This window comes from Micromonospora sp. NPDC085948, from assembly GCF_040686315.1.
Classification (GTDB): domain Bacteria; phylum Actinomycetota; class Actinomycetes; order Mycobacteriales; family Micromonosporaceae; genus Micromonospora.
In genome coordinates this window covers 288,354-304,404 of record NZ_JBFBJW010000007.1, presented here as the reverse complement: position 1 = coordinate 304,404, position 16,051 = coordinate 288,354, and the positions used below count along the sequence as shown (strand labels likewise).

General features: G+C 72.0%; 13 protein-coding genes. 6 read left to right on the top strand and 7 right to left on the bottom strand.

Annotated features, from left to right (window positions below):
- Positions 1-34: 34 nt before the first annotated feature.
- A complete protein-coding gene (locus tag AB0O48_RS20915) occupies positions 35-1,762 on the bottom strand; it encodes an ABC transporter ATP-binding protein (protein WP_357248797.1) in 1,728 nt (575 codons plus the stop codon).
- Between the two features lie 120 nt (positions 1,763-1,882).
- Between AB0O48_RS20915 and AB0O48_RS20910 the strand changes: the two genes are divergently transcribed.
- From AB0O48_RS20910 to AB0O48_RS20895, 4 genes are all read left to right on the top strand, one after another.
- The gene (locus tag AB0O48_RS20910) at positions 1,883-3,592 is read left to right on the top strand and encodes a bifunctional 3'-5' exonuclease/DNA polymerase (protein ID WP_357248585.1); all 1,710 of its coding nucleotides are present in this window, start codon (positions 1,883-1,885) and stop codon (positions 3,590-3,592) included.
- Between the two features lie 147 nt (positions 3,593-3,739).
- Complete coding sequence (locus AB0O48_RS20905; RefSeq protein ID WP_357248582.1) at positions 3,740-4,231, top strand: hypothetical protein; 492 nt, start codon at positions 3,740-3,742, stop codon at positions 4,229-4,231.
- A 205-nt stretch (positions 4,232-4,436) separates the two neighbouring features.
- Entirely contained in the window at positions 4,437-5,030 is a 594-nt protein-coding gene (locus tag AB0O48_RS20900; protein WP_357248579.1) for a nucleotidyltransferase family protein, read from the top strand.
- 57 nt (positions 5,031-5,087) lie between these two features.
- Positions 5,088-5,846: a hypothetical protein gene (locus tag AB0O48_RS20895; RefSeq protein ID WP_357248576.1), complete on the top strand. Its 759-nt coding sequence runs from the start codon at positions 5,088-5,090 to the stop codon at positions 5,844-5,846.
- Positions 5,847-5,928: 82 nt separating this feature from the next.
- On the opposite strand, the gene AB0O48_RS20890 is transcribed toward AB0O48_RS20895, so the two are convergent.
- The gene (locus tag AB0O48_RS20890) at positions 5,929-6,990 is read right to left on the bottom strand and encodes a LacI family DNA-binding transcriptional regulator (protein ID WP_365067653.1); all 1,062 of its coding nucleotides are present in this window, start codon (positions 6,988-6,990) and stop codon (positions 5,929-5,931) included.
- Positions 6,991-7,006: 16 nt separating this feature from the next.
- Between AB0O48_RS20890 and AB0O48_RS20885 the strand changes: the two genes are divergently transcribed.
- Entirely contained in the window at positions 7,007-8,212 is a 1,206-nt protein-coding gene (locus AB0O48_RS20885) for an MFS transporter (protein ID WP_357248570.1), read from the top strand.
- 40 nt (positions 8,213-8,252) lie between these two features.
- Here AB0O48_RS20885 and AB0O48_RS20880 read toward each other — a convergent pair whose 3' ends face one another.
- Complete coding sequence (locus tag AB0O48_RS20880; protein WP_365067649.1) at positions 8,253-8,900, bottom strand: DJ-1/PfpI family protein; 648 nt, start codon at positions 8,898-8,900, stop codon at positions 8,253-8,255.
- Positions 8,901-8,942: 42 nt separating this feature from the next.
- Positions 8,943-9,896: a helix-turn-helix domain-containing protein gene (locus AB0O48_RS20875; RefSeq protein WP_357248564.1), complete on the bottom strand. Its 954-nt coding sequence runs from the start codon at positions 9,894-9,896 to the stop codon at positions 8,943-8,945.
- Positions 9,897-10,187: 291 nt separating this feature from the next.
- On the opposite strand from AB0O48_RS20875, the gene AB0O48_RS20870 reads away from it, so the two are divergent.
- The gene (locus AB0O48_RS20870; protein ID WP_357248794.1) at positions 10,188-11,474 is read left to right on the top strand and encodes a choice-of-anchor A family protein; all 1,287 of its coding nucleotides are present in this window, start codon (positions 10,188-10,190) and stop codon (positions 11,472-11,474) included.
- 58 nt (positions 11,475-11,532) lie between these two features.
- On the opposite strand, the gene AB0O48_RS20865 is transcribed toward AB0O48_RS20870, so the two are convergent.
- The 3 genes from AB0O48_RS20865 to AB0O48_RS20855 are packed head-to-tail and all read right to left on the bottom strand — an operon-like array spanning position 11,533 to position 16,051.
- Positions 11,533-12,942, bottom strand: a complete 1,410-nt coding sequence (locus AB0O48_RS20865; protein ID WP_357248561.1) for a GH1 family beta-glucosidase — start codon at positions 12,940-12,942, stop codon at positions 11,533-11,535.
- A complete protein-coding gene (yicI, locus tag AB0O48_RS20860) occupies positions 12,939-15,170 on the bottom strand; it encodes an alpha-xylosidase (protein ID WP_357572225.1) in 2,232 nt (743 codons plus the stop codon). Before yicI ends, AB0O48_RS20865 begins: the two co-directional genes overlap by 4 nt.
- A complete protein-coding gene (locus AB0O48_RS20855) occupies positions 15,167-16,051 on the bottom strand; it encodes a carbohydrate ABC transporter permease (RefSeq protein ID WP_357248555.1) in 885 nt (294 codons plus the stop codon). Before AB0O48_RS20855 ends, yicI begins: the two co-directional genes overlap by 4 nt.

Genomic DNA, 16,051 nt, shown 5'->3' with positions numbered 1-16,051 from the left:
CGGACGGTGCTCCGGTCGGCCACCGGCAGCCGGCTCACCGGTAGATCTCCTCGGTGTCGGTGGGCCTGTCGAGATCCGCACTGCCCCGGGCCACCAGGTGCCGGTAGCCGGCGTCGGAGTCGAGCAGGTCGGCATGGCTGCCGGTGGCGGTGATCCGGCCGGCGCTCAGGTGTGCGACCAGGTCGGCCCGGCCGAGCAGCAGCGGCGACGTGGCGAGCAGCACGGTGGTCCGCCCGGCCCGGGCGGTCCGCAGCCGCTCGGCGATCCGCGCCTCGGTGTGCGCGTCCACCGCCGACGTCGGGTCGACGAGGATCAGCACCTCCGGTTCGGCGAGGAGCGCCCGGGCCAGTCGGACCCGTTGGCGCTGACCGCCGGAGAGGGTCCGGGCTCGGGCGTCCAGCGGCGTGTCCAGCCCGCCGGGCAGGGCGTCGACGATGTCGTCAGCCGAGGCGGTCCGCAGGGCCGCCCGGATCCGTTGGTCGTCGCCCCCGGGGCACAGCACGTCCCGCAGTGTCCCGGCGAACAGGTACGAGTCGTGGTCGGCGACCAGGATCCGGGAGCGGACCTCGTCCAGGGCGACACCGGCCAACGGCACGCCACCCCAGGTGGTCTCGCTGACGGCGTACCGGCCGAGCCGGTCGGCCAGCGCCACAGCCGCCGCCGGGTCGTCGGCGGCCACCCCGGTCAGCCGCCCGGCGGGCACGGTCAGGCCGGTCTCCGGGTCGTGCAGGTCGGCGGGGCCGACCGGTGCGGCCAGGGCATCCGGCCGGCGGGCGACGGGCACCGAGCCCGACCACCGACGACCCGGGCCACCGACGTCGTCCGGGGTCACGGTGAGCAGGTCGGCGATCCGTCGGGCGGCGACGCGTCCCCGGATCAGCTGGTGGCTGCCCTCCAGCAGGAACCAGACCGGCACGATCAGGGTCGCCACGTAGCCGTAGACGGCGACCAGTTCGCCGATCGTGACGGCGCCGGTCACCGCCATCCGCGCGGTCAGCCACACCACGGCGGCCAGGAACAACCCGGGGATGGCGACGGTCGCCGCGTCGATCCAGCTGTTCACCGCGCCGACGCGGTAGCCCTCGGCGCGCAGGTCCTGGGATCTGGCCGCGTACCGCCGGGCGAACAGGTCCCGGCCACCCACGCCGGCGAGCACCCGCAGCCCCGCCACGATGTCCCCGGAGCGGGCGGTGAGCGCACCCTGCTGCCGGCGGTAGACCGATTCGGCCCGTTCCAGGCGGCGCAGCAGGGGCCCGACGACCAAGCCGACCGCCGGCACTCCCAACAGCACGCAGAGCGCCAGCAGCGGGGAGATCGACCAGAGCACCACGGCGATGATCACGTACGCGACGACCGCGCCGACGCCCGGCCCGGTCAGCGTCAGCACCTGCGCGGCCCAGTCGATGTCGGAGCCGCCGATGGTGGACACCTCGCCCGCGCCAACCCGGCGTGGCAGCACCGCGCCGATCCGGGACAGGTGGCGCAGCAGCACCTCCGCCGAGCGCGCCTTGGCGTCCTCCCGGATGAAGGTCATCGTGCGGTGCCGCATGATGCCGAGGTAGGACAGGGCCACCCCCGCGACGACGATCGCCGCGACCCAGAACACCAGGGCGCGCGTGTCGCCGGTGCGCAGCCCGTCGTCGACGGCGCGGTAGATCAGGTAGGGCCGGGCGGAGAGCCCGACCATCCAGGCCGTGCCGAGCAGACTGCCGCGCAGCACCCGCCAGGGTTGGCACCGGACCAGCCACCACAGGTATCGCATCGGTCCCCGGGTGTCGGGGGTGCCAGGATCGGGATGGGGGATCTGTGGGGGCACCCGACCACGCTACCGAGCGCCTCCGACGCCCGACCGGCCCGACACCGGTGAGGTGCGCCTCCGGTTTTGTCGCAAGGGAGAGGCAGAATCACGTTCGTGCTGGTGGCGGTGGTGTCCGACGAGCGAGGTGGGGGAGTGCTGTGCCCTCTGGGTGCCGGCGGCCAGCCCGCCGGCCCGCCCGAGGTCGTCGTCGACCTGGTCGCCGCGGTCGCCGCCCGCGAGGCCGCCCAGCACCCGCGTTGGGTCTGGTCCACGGCCACCTCCGTCTACCCGCCGCTGCTGCGTGCCGGCGTCCGGGTCGACAGGTGTCACGACGTGGAGTTGACCGAGGCGTTGCTGCTGGGGCAGGCGGGCCGCTGGGGTGAGCCCCGCTCGCTGGCCGCGGCCTGGGCACGGTTGACCGGCGCGCCGGTGCCGCCCGACCCACCGCCGCGCGCCGCCGCGCCCCCCGGGCACGGCCAGGGCGCGCTCTTCGACACGCTGCCCGGCCCGTCGGGGCCGGGCATCGACGCACTGATCCGGGTGTACGCCGACCAGCTCGCCCGCATCGCCGCGACCGAGCACCCCGGCCGGTTCCGGTTGCTGGTGGCCGCCGAGTCGGCCGGCGCGCTGATCGCGGCGGAGATGGGTGCCGCCGGGCTGCCCTGGCGCGCCGACGTGCACAACGAGATCCTGCACGAGCTGCTCGGCGAGGCGTCCCCGGTCGGTGGTCCGCCACGCCGACTCGCCGAGCTGGCCGCCCGGATCGCCGACGCGCTCGGCGTCCGCGGCCTGCACACCGACTCCCCGACGGAGCTGCTGAGGGCGTTCGCCCGCGTCGGGGTGGAGCTGCCCAACACCCGGGCCTGGGTGCTGCGCGGGGTCGACCATCCGGCGGTGCCGCTGGTGTTGGAATACAAGGAGCTCTACCGGATCTGGACGGCGCACGGTTGGGGCTGGCTCGATCAGTGGGTGCGGGGCGGCCGGTTCCAACCGGAGTACGTGCCGGCCGGTGTCGTCTCCGGCCGGTGGGCGACCCGGGGTGGTGGCGCGTTGCAGATCCCCAAGGTGATCCGTCGGGCGGTGGTGGCAGATCCGGGCTGGCGGTTGGTGGTCGCGGACGCCGGTCAGTTGGAGCCGCGGGTGCTGGCGGCGGTGTCCGGCGACGCGCGGCTGGCGGCGGCGGGCGGGGCCGGTGACCTCTATGCCGCGCTGGCGCGCGACTCGTTCGGCGGTGACCGGGCCAAGGCCAAGGTGGCCCTGCTCGGTGCCATGTACGGGCAGACCGGCGGTGCGGCGGTGCCCGCGTTGGCGGTGCTGAAGCGCAGCTACCCGACGGCGTTCGCCTTCGTCGAGGCGGCGGCGCGTACCGGCGAGGCGGGTGGGCTGGTGCGGTCGTGGCTGGGGCGGACGTGTCCGCCCGGTGCCGTGGGGTTCGGTGATCCCGACGACGCGCCCTCCGACCCGGACGCGGCGGCCGATCCGCAGGGTCCCCGGGCGCGGGCCGCGCGGTCGAGGGGTCGTTTCACGCGCAACTTCGTCATCCAGGCGACAGCTGCCGAGTGGGCTTCCACGTTGCTGGCCACGTTGCGGACCGAGTTGGCCGGCACCGACGCGGAGCTGGTCTTCTTCCAGCACGACGAGGTGGTCGTGCATGCGCCCGCCGCGCAGGCGGATGCGGTCGCCGAGGCCGTCAACCGGTGTGGCGAGCAGGCCTCCGCACTGCTCTTCGGTGCGACGCCGGTCCGCTTTCCGCTTGATGTGTCCATCGTGGACTGTTACGCCGACGCGACCTGACCGACCGCGGGGGCGCGGGCCGGCGGTGTCCGGGCCGCCGCCTCCGGACGGATCGGGGCACCGCGCGACAAGGGACCGCGCCGGGGCACCCGCTCGGTTAGCCTCTCTGGCGCGCGTCGTGTAGTTGTCGGAACGGGGAGGTGTGCCGTGATCGCCGGAATCGCCCGTCACCTGGCCGGGATGGCCGTCGCCTGGTTGGTCTTCGTCGCCGAGGCGGTCGTGGGCTACCTCGGTCTGCTGGCGTACGCGGTGGCCACCGGGTCCGACGTGGGTGGTCCGCTGGCCGGGCCGGTGCTCGTGTTGATCGCCGCGGTGCTCGGCGTGGCGCTGATTCCGCTGCTCTTCCTGCCGGCGGTGGCGGTCGGGGAGGCCGCCGGTCGACGGCGGGGGACCGGCCGGGTGGTGGCGGTGGCCGTGCCCGTCGCGGTCGTGCTGGCCGCCGTGTACGCCGTGGCCGGGGCGGTTGCCACGCAGGTGTCCGCCGGGTATGTGCCCCTGGTCGCGGCGATCGCGGCGCTCGTCGTCGTCGCTCCGGTCGTGTCGTACGCGCTGACCGCGCGCGGCGTCGGCTGGGTGGCTCGACGGGTGCCCCGGCGGTGGGGCGGCTCGGCGGCCTCGCTGTCTCCCGAGGTGGGTTGACCGCCGCTCGGCGCTCGGCGTCGCCGTCGCGGCGGACCGCGTCGGGGTGCTGGCAGAGTTGCCGGGCGTGTAACGGTTGTGCTATTTCTCCTTTTCGCCCCGCTACTCCCGGCCTGCCGTCCTCGTTGCAGTGTCCGTAGGAGGGGGCGGATCGGTCGCGGTCGCTCCCATGCTTGAGGGGGCGCAGCTGAACGGGATCGCAGGAATGATCATCGCCGCGGGCGGGGGACGACGGATCGGTGGTCCCGAGGCGCTGCTGCACCACGGCGAGAAGCCGCTGGTCAACCAGATGATCGACACGATGACCGAGGCGGGCTGCGAGCAGATCGTGGTCGTGCTGGGTGCCGCCGCCGAGCAGGTCCGGGAAACCGCCGACCTGGGCCGGGCCACCGTCGTGATCAACAAGGCGTGGGGCACCGGGGTCGGCTCGTCCATCCGGGCCGGCCTGGCCGCCATGGGCGACGAGGGGATCGAGGCGGTGGTGGTGGTCCCGGTCGACATGCCGGGCCTGACCGCCGTCGCGGTCCGACGGGTGGCCGCGCTGCCGTACCCGGACGTGCTGGTCTGCGCCACCTACGACGGCCTGCGCGGGTACCCGATGCTCTTCGGCCGCCGGCACTGGCCCGGCATCGCGACCCTCGCCAGCGCGGACGTGGGTGCCCGACCGTACCTGCTGGCGCACAAGGACCAGATCGTCGACATCGCCTGCGACTCGGTGGCAGACGGCAGCCGGGTCGACACCCCCGAGCTGATGGCGCTGTACGGCCTGACCGTCCCGCCCCAGCGCGTCGGGGTCTGAGGTGGACTGAGTATCCGTACGGATGTGCCGGGCCGCGCAGCGGCGATACTCGTTGCCATGCGTCGACTCGTCACCGCCCTGCTGTGCCTGGCCGTGCTCGTCGGCTGCGCCAGGCCGGGCGAGACGCCCGTGCGGGACGGCCCTCCCGCGGACACCGACTGGAGCACCTACCAGGCCGATGTCACGGCCGTCACGGTCAGCACGGACCCGCGCTCGCTCGTGCTGACCGTGGCGCTGCTGGGTGACGCGGACGGTTGCTCCCGGAACCCACGAGTCGAATACTTCGTCGAGGAGAACAACCTCATCTACGCCAACGTGGTGCAGGATTCGCGCCTGTCCGCGGTGGTCGGGGCCTGCCCCACCCACACACCGGGCGAGACGACGTTGACGGCGCCGGGTCCGATCGCCGGCCGGACCGTCGTGCTCAACCAGGAGCCGTGGAAACTCGACGGCGCGGAGTACCACCGCTGCGACCCGACGTTCGGTTGCGGTCCGATGCCGAAGGACCACTGTGACCACAAGTGGGTCGATGTCGTGGTCCGCGGCATGGACGTGTCCCGGCACTCGGTCGGCTCGGTCGAGGGTTGCGACGGCGCCTGGTTGGTCATGACGGTGCCGTTCGATCCGGTGCCGTGTGGCGTCGAGGCTCGGCCCGGTTGCGACGCGTCGGTAAACGTGCGCCGCTACTTTCTGCGGTGGGCCGGCCCGGGCGGCTGGGAGAGGATCGCCAGCTCGACGGAGGCCGGCTGCGGACGCGTCCACACCACCGCGCCGGCCTTCCCGAGGAAGCTCTGCGCCGACCTGCCCAGGCCGTGATCGGGGTCGGTCCCTCTCCGGTGACTCCGGGCCGAGCCGATCGGCCAACACCCTCCCCACCACTGTCCGGGCACGGCCCGGATCAGGGCTGGCGACGGGTGCTCGCGCGCACCACCACGCGCCAATCGTGGCGTGTCGATGCCGTGGCGGGGCCTCCGAGCGCCGCACGGGCGCAGTGCGCGCCCTGCTCGCGCAGTGACTGCGCCAGGGTGGTCAGGCCGGCGTCCGCGGCCGCGTCCGCGTCGTCCCAGCCCGTCACCGCGACGTCCTCGGGAACGCGCAGCCGGGCGCTCGCCGCGGCGCGCAGGGCGCCCAGGGCGAGTTCGTCGCTCATCGCGGCGATGGCGTCCGGCGGGTCGGTGCCCTGGAGCAGTTCGGCGGCGAAGGTCTCGCCCTCGGCGACGTGGTTGACCAGGCAGACCGCCAGTCGCAGGTCCGCCGCTCGCTGACCCGCGTGTGTCCAGGCGTCCCGGAATCCCTCCCACCGGTGCCGGGTCACCGGGAACCTCACCTCGGGCTCCTGGTCGCCGGTGAGCAGTCGGCGTGCGCGACTGCGGTCGAGCGGAAAGCCGAGCACGAGCGGGCGTCGCGCCTCGGCGAACGCCACCCGTCCGACCGCGGCGGCGGCGGCCCGGTCGTCGATGCCGATCACCGGCAGGTTCCGTCGGTGCGGGCCGGCGTGGACCACCGCGGACAGGCCGGTGTCGGCCACGGCGTCCAGGACCGGATCGTCGTCGCTGGTGGTCCAGACGACGAAGCCGTCCACGGCCGCCTGCGCGACGCGCTGGGCGTCGGAGGGTGCGCCGGTGATCGGTATCAGGGTGAGTCCGACGCCCTCCGCCGCGCACACGTCGGAGACCCCGGCGAGGAAGCGCGCCGCCTGCGGGTCGTCGAAGGCGTAGCTCAACCTCTCACCGAGTACGACGCCGAGCGTGCCCGCGCGCCCGCGTCGCAGCGAGCGGGCGGCCGGGTGCGGCCCGGGGTAGCCCAGCTTCCGCGCCGCCGCGCGCACCTTCGCCGCGGCCTCGGCGGAGACCCTCCCGGGCTGGGAGTACGCGTAGGAAACCGTCATCGGCGAGACGCCGGCGGCGGTGGCCACCTGGCGCAGAGTCGGCCGCTTGGGGTTGTCCGCGGGGCGGTTCATGGCACAGACTCTATCTGTGTATCGATACACAACGCGGCAGCGGCAGACCCCGTCACGACGGCAGACCGAGATCGAGACCTTCGTCCGGGACGCGCCGACCAGGCTGTCGTACGCCGTCCTGGCCTGCTGGACGTTCTGGCTGTACGCCTTCGGCCCGGCGCTGACCCTCCTCCGCGCGGAGTTGGGCTTCTCCTACACGCTGCTCGGCGTCTACGAACTGTTGTGGGCGGGGGGCGCGGCGCTGTCCGCGGTCGGGTTCGTGTGGGCGGCACGCCGCCTGGCCCGGGGTGCGCTGCTGTGGTGCTCGGCCGTCGCCACCGTGGTCGGTGCCGGTCTGTTCACCCTGGGCGGCAGCACAGCGGCCACCCTGCTCGGAGCCGTCGTGTTCGGTCTGGCCGGGACCACGATGCTCACCGTGGTCCAGGCGGTGCTGTCCGACCGGCACGGCGACCGGCGCGACCGGGCGTTGACCGAGGCCAACGTGGGCGCCGGCGCGTCCGCGGTGTTCGCCCCGCTGGTCCTCGGCGCCCTGGCGGCCAGCGCGTTGGGCTGGCGCGCCACCTTCGTGTTGCCGGCCGCCGTCCTCGTGCTGCTGTACCTGCGCTACCGCCGCCAGCCGCTACCGGCGGCGCCGCGACCCGCCACCGCGAAGAAGGCCGGGGGCCTGCCGCTGGCCTGCTGGCTGTTCGCCATGCTGACCGCTGTCAGTTCGGCGATCGAGTTCTGCCTGGTGTACTTCGGTCCCCAGTTGCTCATCCACGCCGGCATGTCCGCCGCCGCGGCCAGCACCGCGCTGAGCAGCAACTACCTCGGCATCCTGATCGGACGCCTGCTCGGCGCGCGGCTCACCCGCCGCCCCGGTCGCGCGGTGGTGCTGCTGTACGCCTCGCTGGCGGTCACCGGCCCCAGCTTCGTGCTGTTCTGGCTGACCGACAAGCCGGCCCTCGCCGTCCTCGGGCTGTTCCTCTGCGGGGTGGGCGTCGCCAACCTCTATCCGCTCGCGCTCTCGCTCACCCTCGGCGCGGCCGGCGGACAGGAGGACCGGGCCAACGCCCGTTCGCAACTGATCCTCGGCGTGGTCGCCGGCGTGTCCCCCTTCCTGCTCGGCGGCCTGGCGGACCGGTACGGGCTGGTCACCGCCTTCGCCCTGGAACCGGTGCTGATCGGCTGCTGCGTGCTGCTGCTGTGGGGTGGGCTCCGTGCCCGCCGCCCCAGCACGTGAGTCGAACGCCCGCCGCCCGACAACCCGCGCGCCCGACCGGTCACCTGGCCATTCTGGCCGCGCTGTCGTACGCCGCCGCTCGGGCGAGCACCTCGGGGGTCGCACGGGACGGGTGGCCGCTGTCGAACGGCGGTTGTGGGTCGTACTCCATCCAGAGCTGGATGGCCTCCGCGGTCGTCCGGTCGGTGAGGAGTTCGACGAGTCTCAGTCCCATGTCGATGCCGCTCGACACACCGGCCGCCGTGATGATGTGGGCGTCCGGTTCTTCGACGACTCGCTGGTCCGTCGGCTCGGCACCGAAGCGGGCCAACTCCTGGACGGCGCGGTAGTGGCTGGTGCCCCGTCGACCCCGAAGCAGCCCGGCGGCCCCCAGCAGGATCGATCCGGAGCACACGGAGGTCGTGAGCGTCGTCGTCTCGTGGATGCGTCTGATCCAGCCCGGCAGCGGCCCGCTGAGAGCCTGAACGGTCCCTGGTCCTCCCGGGACGACGAGAACGTCGGCCGCCCGCACGTCTTCGAGCGCGATCTCGGCCACCAGGGAGACCATCCCGCAGTCGTCCCTGACGGGACCGGGGTGTTCGGCGACCAGGATCACGTCGATGCCCGGGGTGAGGGCCAGTGGTTGGTAGACGCCGATGACGTCCAGCGCGGTGAAACGCTCGTACAGAGGGATGACGACGTGGGTCACCGGAGGTCCCTTCGGTTGACAGTGCTGGGCCGTCGAACGCGGTCAGAGCATCGAGAAGCGTGCGCGGTAGGCGCCCGGGGTCGTGCCGAGCCGTTCACCGAAGACACGTCGGAGCGACTCGGCGGACCCGAGCCCCGACCTGGCCGCCACCACGTCGAGGGCGAGATCGGACTGCACCAGAAGGCGTTTGGCGGCCTCCAGGCGAAGCTCGCTGAGATACCGCCCGACGGTGAGCCCGGTCTCACGGACGAAGAGACGTTGAAAGTGCCGGGGCGACAGGGCGAGCCGCGCGGCAAGGTCGTCGACGCGGTGTTTCGCGGCCGGGTTGGCGTCGAGGGCACGCTGCACGGCAGCCACCCGTTTCTCCGTGGCACGTTCCAACCACACCGGGCCGGAGAACTGCGCCTGTTGGCCGGGCCGGTGCAGGAACATCACGAGCCAGCGGGCGATCTCCTGGGCGACTCGTGCTCCGTGGTCGGCCGCCACGACGGCCAGCGCCAGATCGATTCCGGACGTGACACCACCCGACGTCCAGACCGGGCCGTCGTGCACGTAGAGGGCGTCGTGGTCGACGGTGAGGTCGGTGAATCGCTGACCGAGGTCCCCCGACAGGGACCAGTGGGTGGCCACCCTACGACCGCTGAGCAACCCGGCCCGCGCGCACAGGAACGCCCCGGAACAGATCGACAACAATCGGGTGGGGCGGCACTCTCGCAACCAGGCGACGAGGTCGGCGTGCCCATCCCGGGCTGCCGTTCGGCCGCCGGGCACCACGAGGGTGCCGGCCCGGACCGGCTCTCCAAGCGCGTCGGCCAGCAGGACGAGGCCGCTCTCGGTCACCACCTCGGCCTCCGCGCCCGCCAGCCTCAGGTCGTACGCGTGGCGCTCACCATGTGCTGTCCGGTACCGGTTCGCCCCCGCCAGCACCTCCCACGGCCCGGTGACGTCGAGGGACTGCATGCCCGCGAAGGCGACGACGGTGACGCGCTCAACCATGCCCTGAGTCTGTCGGCGGAGTCGTCGTGGCGCCATGACGCCGTACCCACGGAAAATGACACGGCCCGTGACGTCTCGATCGAGACGGCCGGTGAGAAACGAGCCGCCGGTGCAGGTGATTTAGGCGATAAAGCACCTTTTGGGGGATTTCGTGGATCGGGCGTCCCCTGCGGTCGTGCGGCTCGTTACCCGTTCGTGACAATTGGTGAGACAGTGCATGTGGGATCGCGTACCAGCGTGGGCGTACGACGCCTGCTCCTGCCCGTGGTGGGAGGGGCGACCGTCGCCGTCCTGGCCCTGCTGGCGACCACCTCCGAGGCTCAGCCCCGACAACCGGTCGATCCGGTGGCCGGCACGCAGGGCTTCCTGGTCATGACCGCCGGAGACGCGCGGCTGCTCGGTGCCGAGAACGAGGGGACCATCGCGGTCGGGGGCAACCTCAGCTTCGGCAACTACCAGGTCGCCGGGCAGAGCGCCGGGACTTTCGTGGTGCCGCCGGACAGCAATCCGACGGCACTCGTGGTGGGCGGCCGGGTCGACTTCGCCGCCAGCGTCCCCGGGTCGCGGTTGCAGGTGTTGCAGAACGGCTACGTGAAGATCGGCGACCTGACCGGTACGTTCGTCCGCGACACCGACAACAACGCCGCAGCGGTCAACACCCGGGTCCTGCCGGTTAACGACTACGAGGCATCACCCCGGGTCGAGCTCGTGACCCGGCAACCCGTGGCGAGTGTCGGACCCTCCTCGCCACTGGATTTCGTCGGCGCGTTCGAGGGTTTCCGCGCGACCGCCACCAGCCTGGCCACCTGTCAGCAGAACGTCGTACTGACCACCCCGGAGGGTGCGCCGTTGCCCCGGCCCGTTCCCCCGGGCAGCAACGCGGTGGTCAACCTCGCCCCGGGTGTCACGAACGTGCTCAACCTGTCGGCCAGCGACCTTGCCAACATCTCGGTGCTCACCTTCGCCGACCAGCCCACGGCCGACACGCCACTGCTTGTCAACGTGGACACCAGCGGAGTCGGTGACGCGTTCGTCTGGCGGGCGCCGAACTTCGCCGGAATCGGCGGAGAACAGGCCAGATACATCCTGTTCAACCTCCCGACCGCCACCTCGGTCACGCTCACCGACGACAGCGCGACGATCGAGGGCACGATCTACGCGCCCAACGCCGCCCTGAACGCCGCGACGAACGCCAACATCGAGGGAAGCGTCATCAGTCGGACTCTGACGCACGACGGCGGGGAGATCCACGACTTCCCGTTCTCGTCGCTGCTGAACTGCTCCCAGCCGTCGCCGACGCCCACAGCGTCGACACCGACACCCACACCGACGACACCGACACCCACACCGACGGGGCCGACGCCGACACCGACGCTGCCCACGCCGACACCTACCGGGCCGACCTCGGCACCGACGACCCAGCCGCCGGTGAGCCCGACGGGCTACCCGACCAAGCACCCGTTGCCGGTCACCGGTACCTCAACCTGGCCGATGCTGGGGATAGGGAGCGCCGGAGTCGGCCTCGGTGTGGCCCTGCTACTGCTGGCCCGACTGAGACTGCGACGTAGCGAAAACTGAGACCGGTGATGGTGGGTCCAGGGCAAGGCCCTGGGCCCACCATCGACGTGCGGTCGAGTCAGTCCTGCGCCTGGTCCAGCTTGCCGGTGGCGGCGAGCCGCTGGTACCAGTGGGCGCTGTCCTTCCAGGTGCGGACCTGGGTGTCGTAGTCGACCCGGATGATCCCGAAGCGACGGTCGTAGCCGTAGCCCCACTCGAAGTTGTCCAGCAGCGACCAGACGAAGTAACCGCGTACGTCCGCGCCCTGGGCGCGGGCGTCGGCCATGGCACCGATGTGCCGACGGAGGTAGTCGATCCGGCGGTCGTCGTGGATCCGGCCGTCGGCCGACACCACGTCGTCGAACGCCGCGCCGTTCTCGGTGATCATCATCGGCTGGCTGGGGTATTCGCGGTGCAGGCGCAGCAGCAACTCGGTCAGGGCCGGCGGGTCGATGTTCCAACCCATCGCCGTGTACGGGCCGGGCTGCGGAAGGAAGTCGACGGTGTCGGCGGCGACCCACGGCGTCGAGGTCGACGCACCGTGCCCGTCGGCGTCGGAGCGGGCCGACACGCCGTCCCAGGCCCGGACCAGGGTGCTGGAGTAGTAGTTGACCCCGAGCACGTCCAGCGGCACCGCGATCTGCTTCTCGTCACCCGCGCGGACGAACGACCAGTCGGTGACGGACGCGGTGTCGGCCAGCAGGTCGGCCGGGTACTCCCCGTCCAGCATCGGGCCGAGGAACGCGCGGTTGGCCAGGGCGTCGATCCGCCGTACCGCGTCCCGGTCCGCCTCCGAGTCGGACGCCCCCCGGATGACGTGCAGGTTCAACGTCACCGACAGCTCGGCGGCGGGAGCCAGCTCCCGGACCACCCGACCGGCCAGCCCGTGCGCGAGGTTGAGGTGGTGCACCGCGGCCAGGGCCGCCGCCGGCTCCGTGCGACCCGGAGCGTGTACGCCGGAGGCGTAGCCCAGGTACGCCGAGCACCACGGCTCGTTGAGCGTCGTCCAGGTGTGCACCCGGTCGCCCAGCGCACCGACGATGCCGGCCGCGTACTCCTGGAAGCGCAGCGCGGTCTCCCGCGCCGCCCAGCCGCCGGCGTCCTCCAGCTCCTGCGGCAGGTCCCAGTGGTACATGGTGGCCACCGGACGGATGCCCCGTTCCAGCAGACCGTCCACCAGCCGCGCGTAGAAGTCGATGCCGGCCTGGTTGAAGCGGCCCGAGCCGCCCGGCTGCACCCGCGGCCACGAGACGGAGAACCGGTACGCGCTGAGCCCCAGGTCAGCGATGTGACCGAGGTCGTCGGCCCACCTGTGGTAGTGGTCGGCGGCCACGTCGCCGGTGTCGCCGTTCAACGTCCGACCCGGTGTGTGGCTGTAGGTGTCCCAGATGGACGGTCCGCGGCCGTCCTCCGTGACCGCACCCTCGATCTGGTACGCCGCCGTCGCCGACCCCCAGACGAAGCTCTCCGGGAAGTGGTGTCGCGTCATCGTTCCGTCCCCTGGATCTCGCAGCTGTAGCCCGTCGAGGTACCGGCGACCAGTTCGACACTGGCCGTCGCGGCCTCGTAGCGCACGTCGAACTCGGCGCCCGGCCCGTCCCCGGGTGACGGTACCCGTACCCGGGTCCGCTGCCCCTCGGCCGGTGCGTACAGCCGCAGCCGTACGTCGTCGGCCCACTCGTAGTCCGGTCGGTCGGTGCGGGAGCCGAACGGGATGACCGCGCCGGGCCGGGCCAACACCGGCAGGCTGTCGACCGCGTGCTTCTCGGTGACCCACGCCGGGCCGGTGACCTGAGCGCCGCTGACCAGGTGCGTCCAGGTGCCGGCGGGCACGTAGTAGGTGACGGTGCCGTCGGCGCTGAACACCGGCGCGACGAGCACGTCCGGGCCGAGCATGTACTGCCGGTCCAGGTGCGCCGTGGCCGGGTCGTCCGGGAACTCCAGGAACATCGGGCGCATCACCGGCGTACCGTCGCGGTGCGCCTCCTGTGCGGCGGCCGCCAGGTACGGCATCAGGCCGAGCTTGAGCCGGGTGAAGTGCCGCAGCACGTCCACGGACTCCTCGTCGTACGCCCACGGCACCCGGTACGAGCCGGAGCCGTGCAGCCGCGAGTGCGAGGAGAGCAGCCCGAAGGCGACCCACCGCTTGAACACCGCCGGATCGGGGGTGCCCTCGAAGCCGCCGATGTCGTGGCTCCAGTAGCCGAAGCCGGACGCGGCCAGGGACAGCCCCCCGCGCAGCGACTCGGCCATCGCGACGAACGTCGACTCGCAGTCGCCACCCCAGTGCACCGGGAACTGCTGCCCGCCGGTGGTGGCCGAGCGGGCGAACAACACCGCCTCGCCCTTGCCCCGTTCGGCCTCCAGCAGCTCGAAGACCGCCTTGTTGTAGAGGTAGGAGTAGTAGTTGTGCATCCGCTGCGGGTCCGAACCGTCGTGCCACACCACGTCGGTCGGGATGCGCTCCCCGAAGTCGGTCTTGAAACAGTCGACACCCATGTCCAGCAGCGCCTTGAGCTTGCCGGTGAACCAGCGCACGGCGTCCGGGTTGGTGAAGTCGACGAGCGCCATGCCGGCCTGCCACCTGTCCCACTGCCAGACCGAACCGTCCGGGTTACGGACCAGGTAGCCGGCCTCGCGGCCCTCCTCGAAGAGGTACGACCGCTGCGCGATGTACGGGTTGATCCAGACGCACACCTTCAGGTCACGCTCGTGCAGCCGGCGCAGCATCCCCTCCGGATCCGGGAAGGTCGCCGGGTCCCAGACGAAGTCGACCCAGTGGAACTGGCGCATCCAGAAGCAGTCGAAGTGGAACACCGACAGCGGCAGCCCGCGCTCGGCCATCCCATCGACGAACTCGGTCACCGTCTTCTCGTCGTACGAGGTGGTGAACGAGGTGGACAGCCACAACCCGTACGACCAGGCGGGGATCCGGGCCGGGCGGCCGGTGAGCGCGGTGTAGCGGCGCAGCACGTCCTTCGGGGTGGGGCCGTCGACGACGTAGTAGGTGAGCGACTGCCCCTCGACGCTGAACTGGGTCTGCGTGACCACCTCGGAGCCGACCTCGAACGACACGTGCTCCGGGTGGTCGACGAACACCCCGTAGCCGGCGCTGCTGAGATAGAACGGCACGTTCTTGTACGCCTGCTCGCTGGCGGTGCCGCCGTCGGCGTTCCAGATGTCGACGGTCTGCCCGTTCTTCACGAACGGGCCGAAGCGCTCACCCAACCCGTACACCGTCTCGCCGACGCCGAGGGCGAGCCGTTCGTGCACGTGCCGGCGGCCCTCGGCGTCGGTGACGACGCCGATGCTGCGCGCGGTGGACGCGGTGACCAGCCGGTCGCCGTGCAGGAACTCGACCCGCCACCCGTCGACGAGCGCGACCCGCGCGGTCAGCTCACCGGTGGTCAGCGTCGCGCTGAGCCCGGTGACGTCGACGGTGAGCGGGTGCGTCTCGTCGGTGCTCAGCCCGAAGTGCGGCTCGCGGGGCAGCCCACCGGTGTGGTGGGCGATGGTCACCCCGATGACGCCGGGGGCGGGGGAGAAGAACCGGACGGTGACCACGGGCCGGTTCAGGGTGTCGCCGCGACCGGTGACCTGGCCGGTCGGCGCGAAGACGGTGAAGCCGCGCTGGTCCGGCTCGACCGACTCGACGACGCCGGGGCGTAGGACGCTGACACCGGGGCGCAGTTGCCAGTACCCGTCGGTGAACTTCACTTCTCGGCTCCTGCCGTGATGCCGCGCGCCAGGGTGCGCTGGAAGATGAGGAAGAAGAGGATGGCCGGCACCAGGCTGATCAGGGCGCCGGCGTTCGTGGTCGGAGCGTCCATCAGCCGGTCACCCTGAAGCGACGCGAGCGCCACCGGGATGGTCTGCGTCTGGTTGTCGATCAGCATGACCAGCGGGATGAGGAACTCGTTCCAGGTCCAGATGAAGAAGAAGATGAGCAGCACCGAGAGGGTGGGGCGCAGGTTGGGGAAGACCACCCGCCACAGCACCGTCCACTTGCCGGCGCCGTCCAGCGCCGCCGCCTCCAACAGCGAGCGGGGGAACGTCCCCAGCACCGAGGCGAGCAGGTAGGTGCCGAACGCGCTCTGGATCACCGTGAAGATGATGATCACGGCGAGTCGGGTGTTGTAGAGCCCGACCTCCTTGGCCGCGTAGTACAGCGGGTAGATCAACGCCTCCTGCGGCAGCATGTTGGCCAGCAGGAACAACCCGACGATCCAGAGCCGGCCGCGGACCCGGCCGATGCCCAGGGCGTACGCGTTGAGCAGTGACACGGCGACGCCGAGCACGGCCACCGAACCGGCGATGAGCGCCGAGTTCCAGAGCTTGAGCGGGAAGTTCACCTCGGTCCAGTACGTGCGCAGGCCCCTGGTGTAGAACTCGCTCGGCCAGCTCAGCGGGCCACCCGACGAGTAGTCACCGGGCGACTTGAACGCGTTGAGCAGCATGAACGCGAACGGAACGAGCATGACCAGCGCGCCGACGACGACCAGGACGAGCACCACCCAACGGCTGACGCCGCGGTGGTGGCGATCGGGTACGGGTCGGCGTGGCGTCACCGGGGCCACGGTCGGAGTGATGACGGCCAT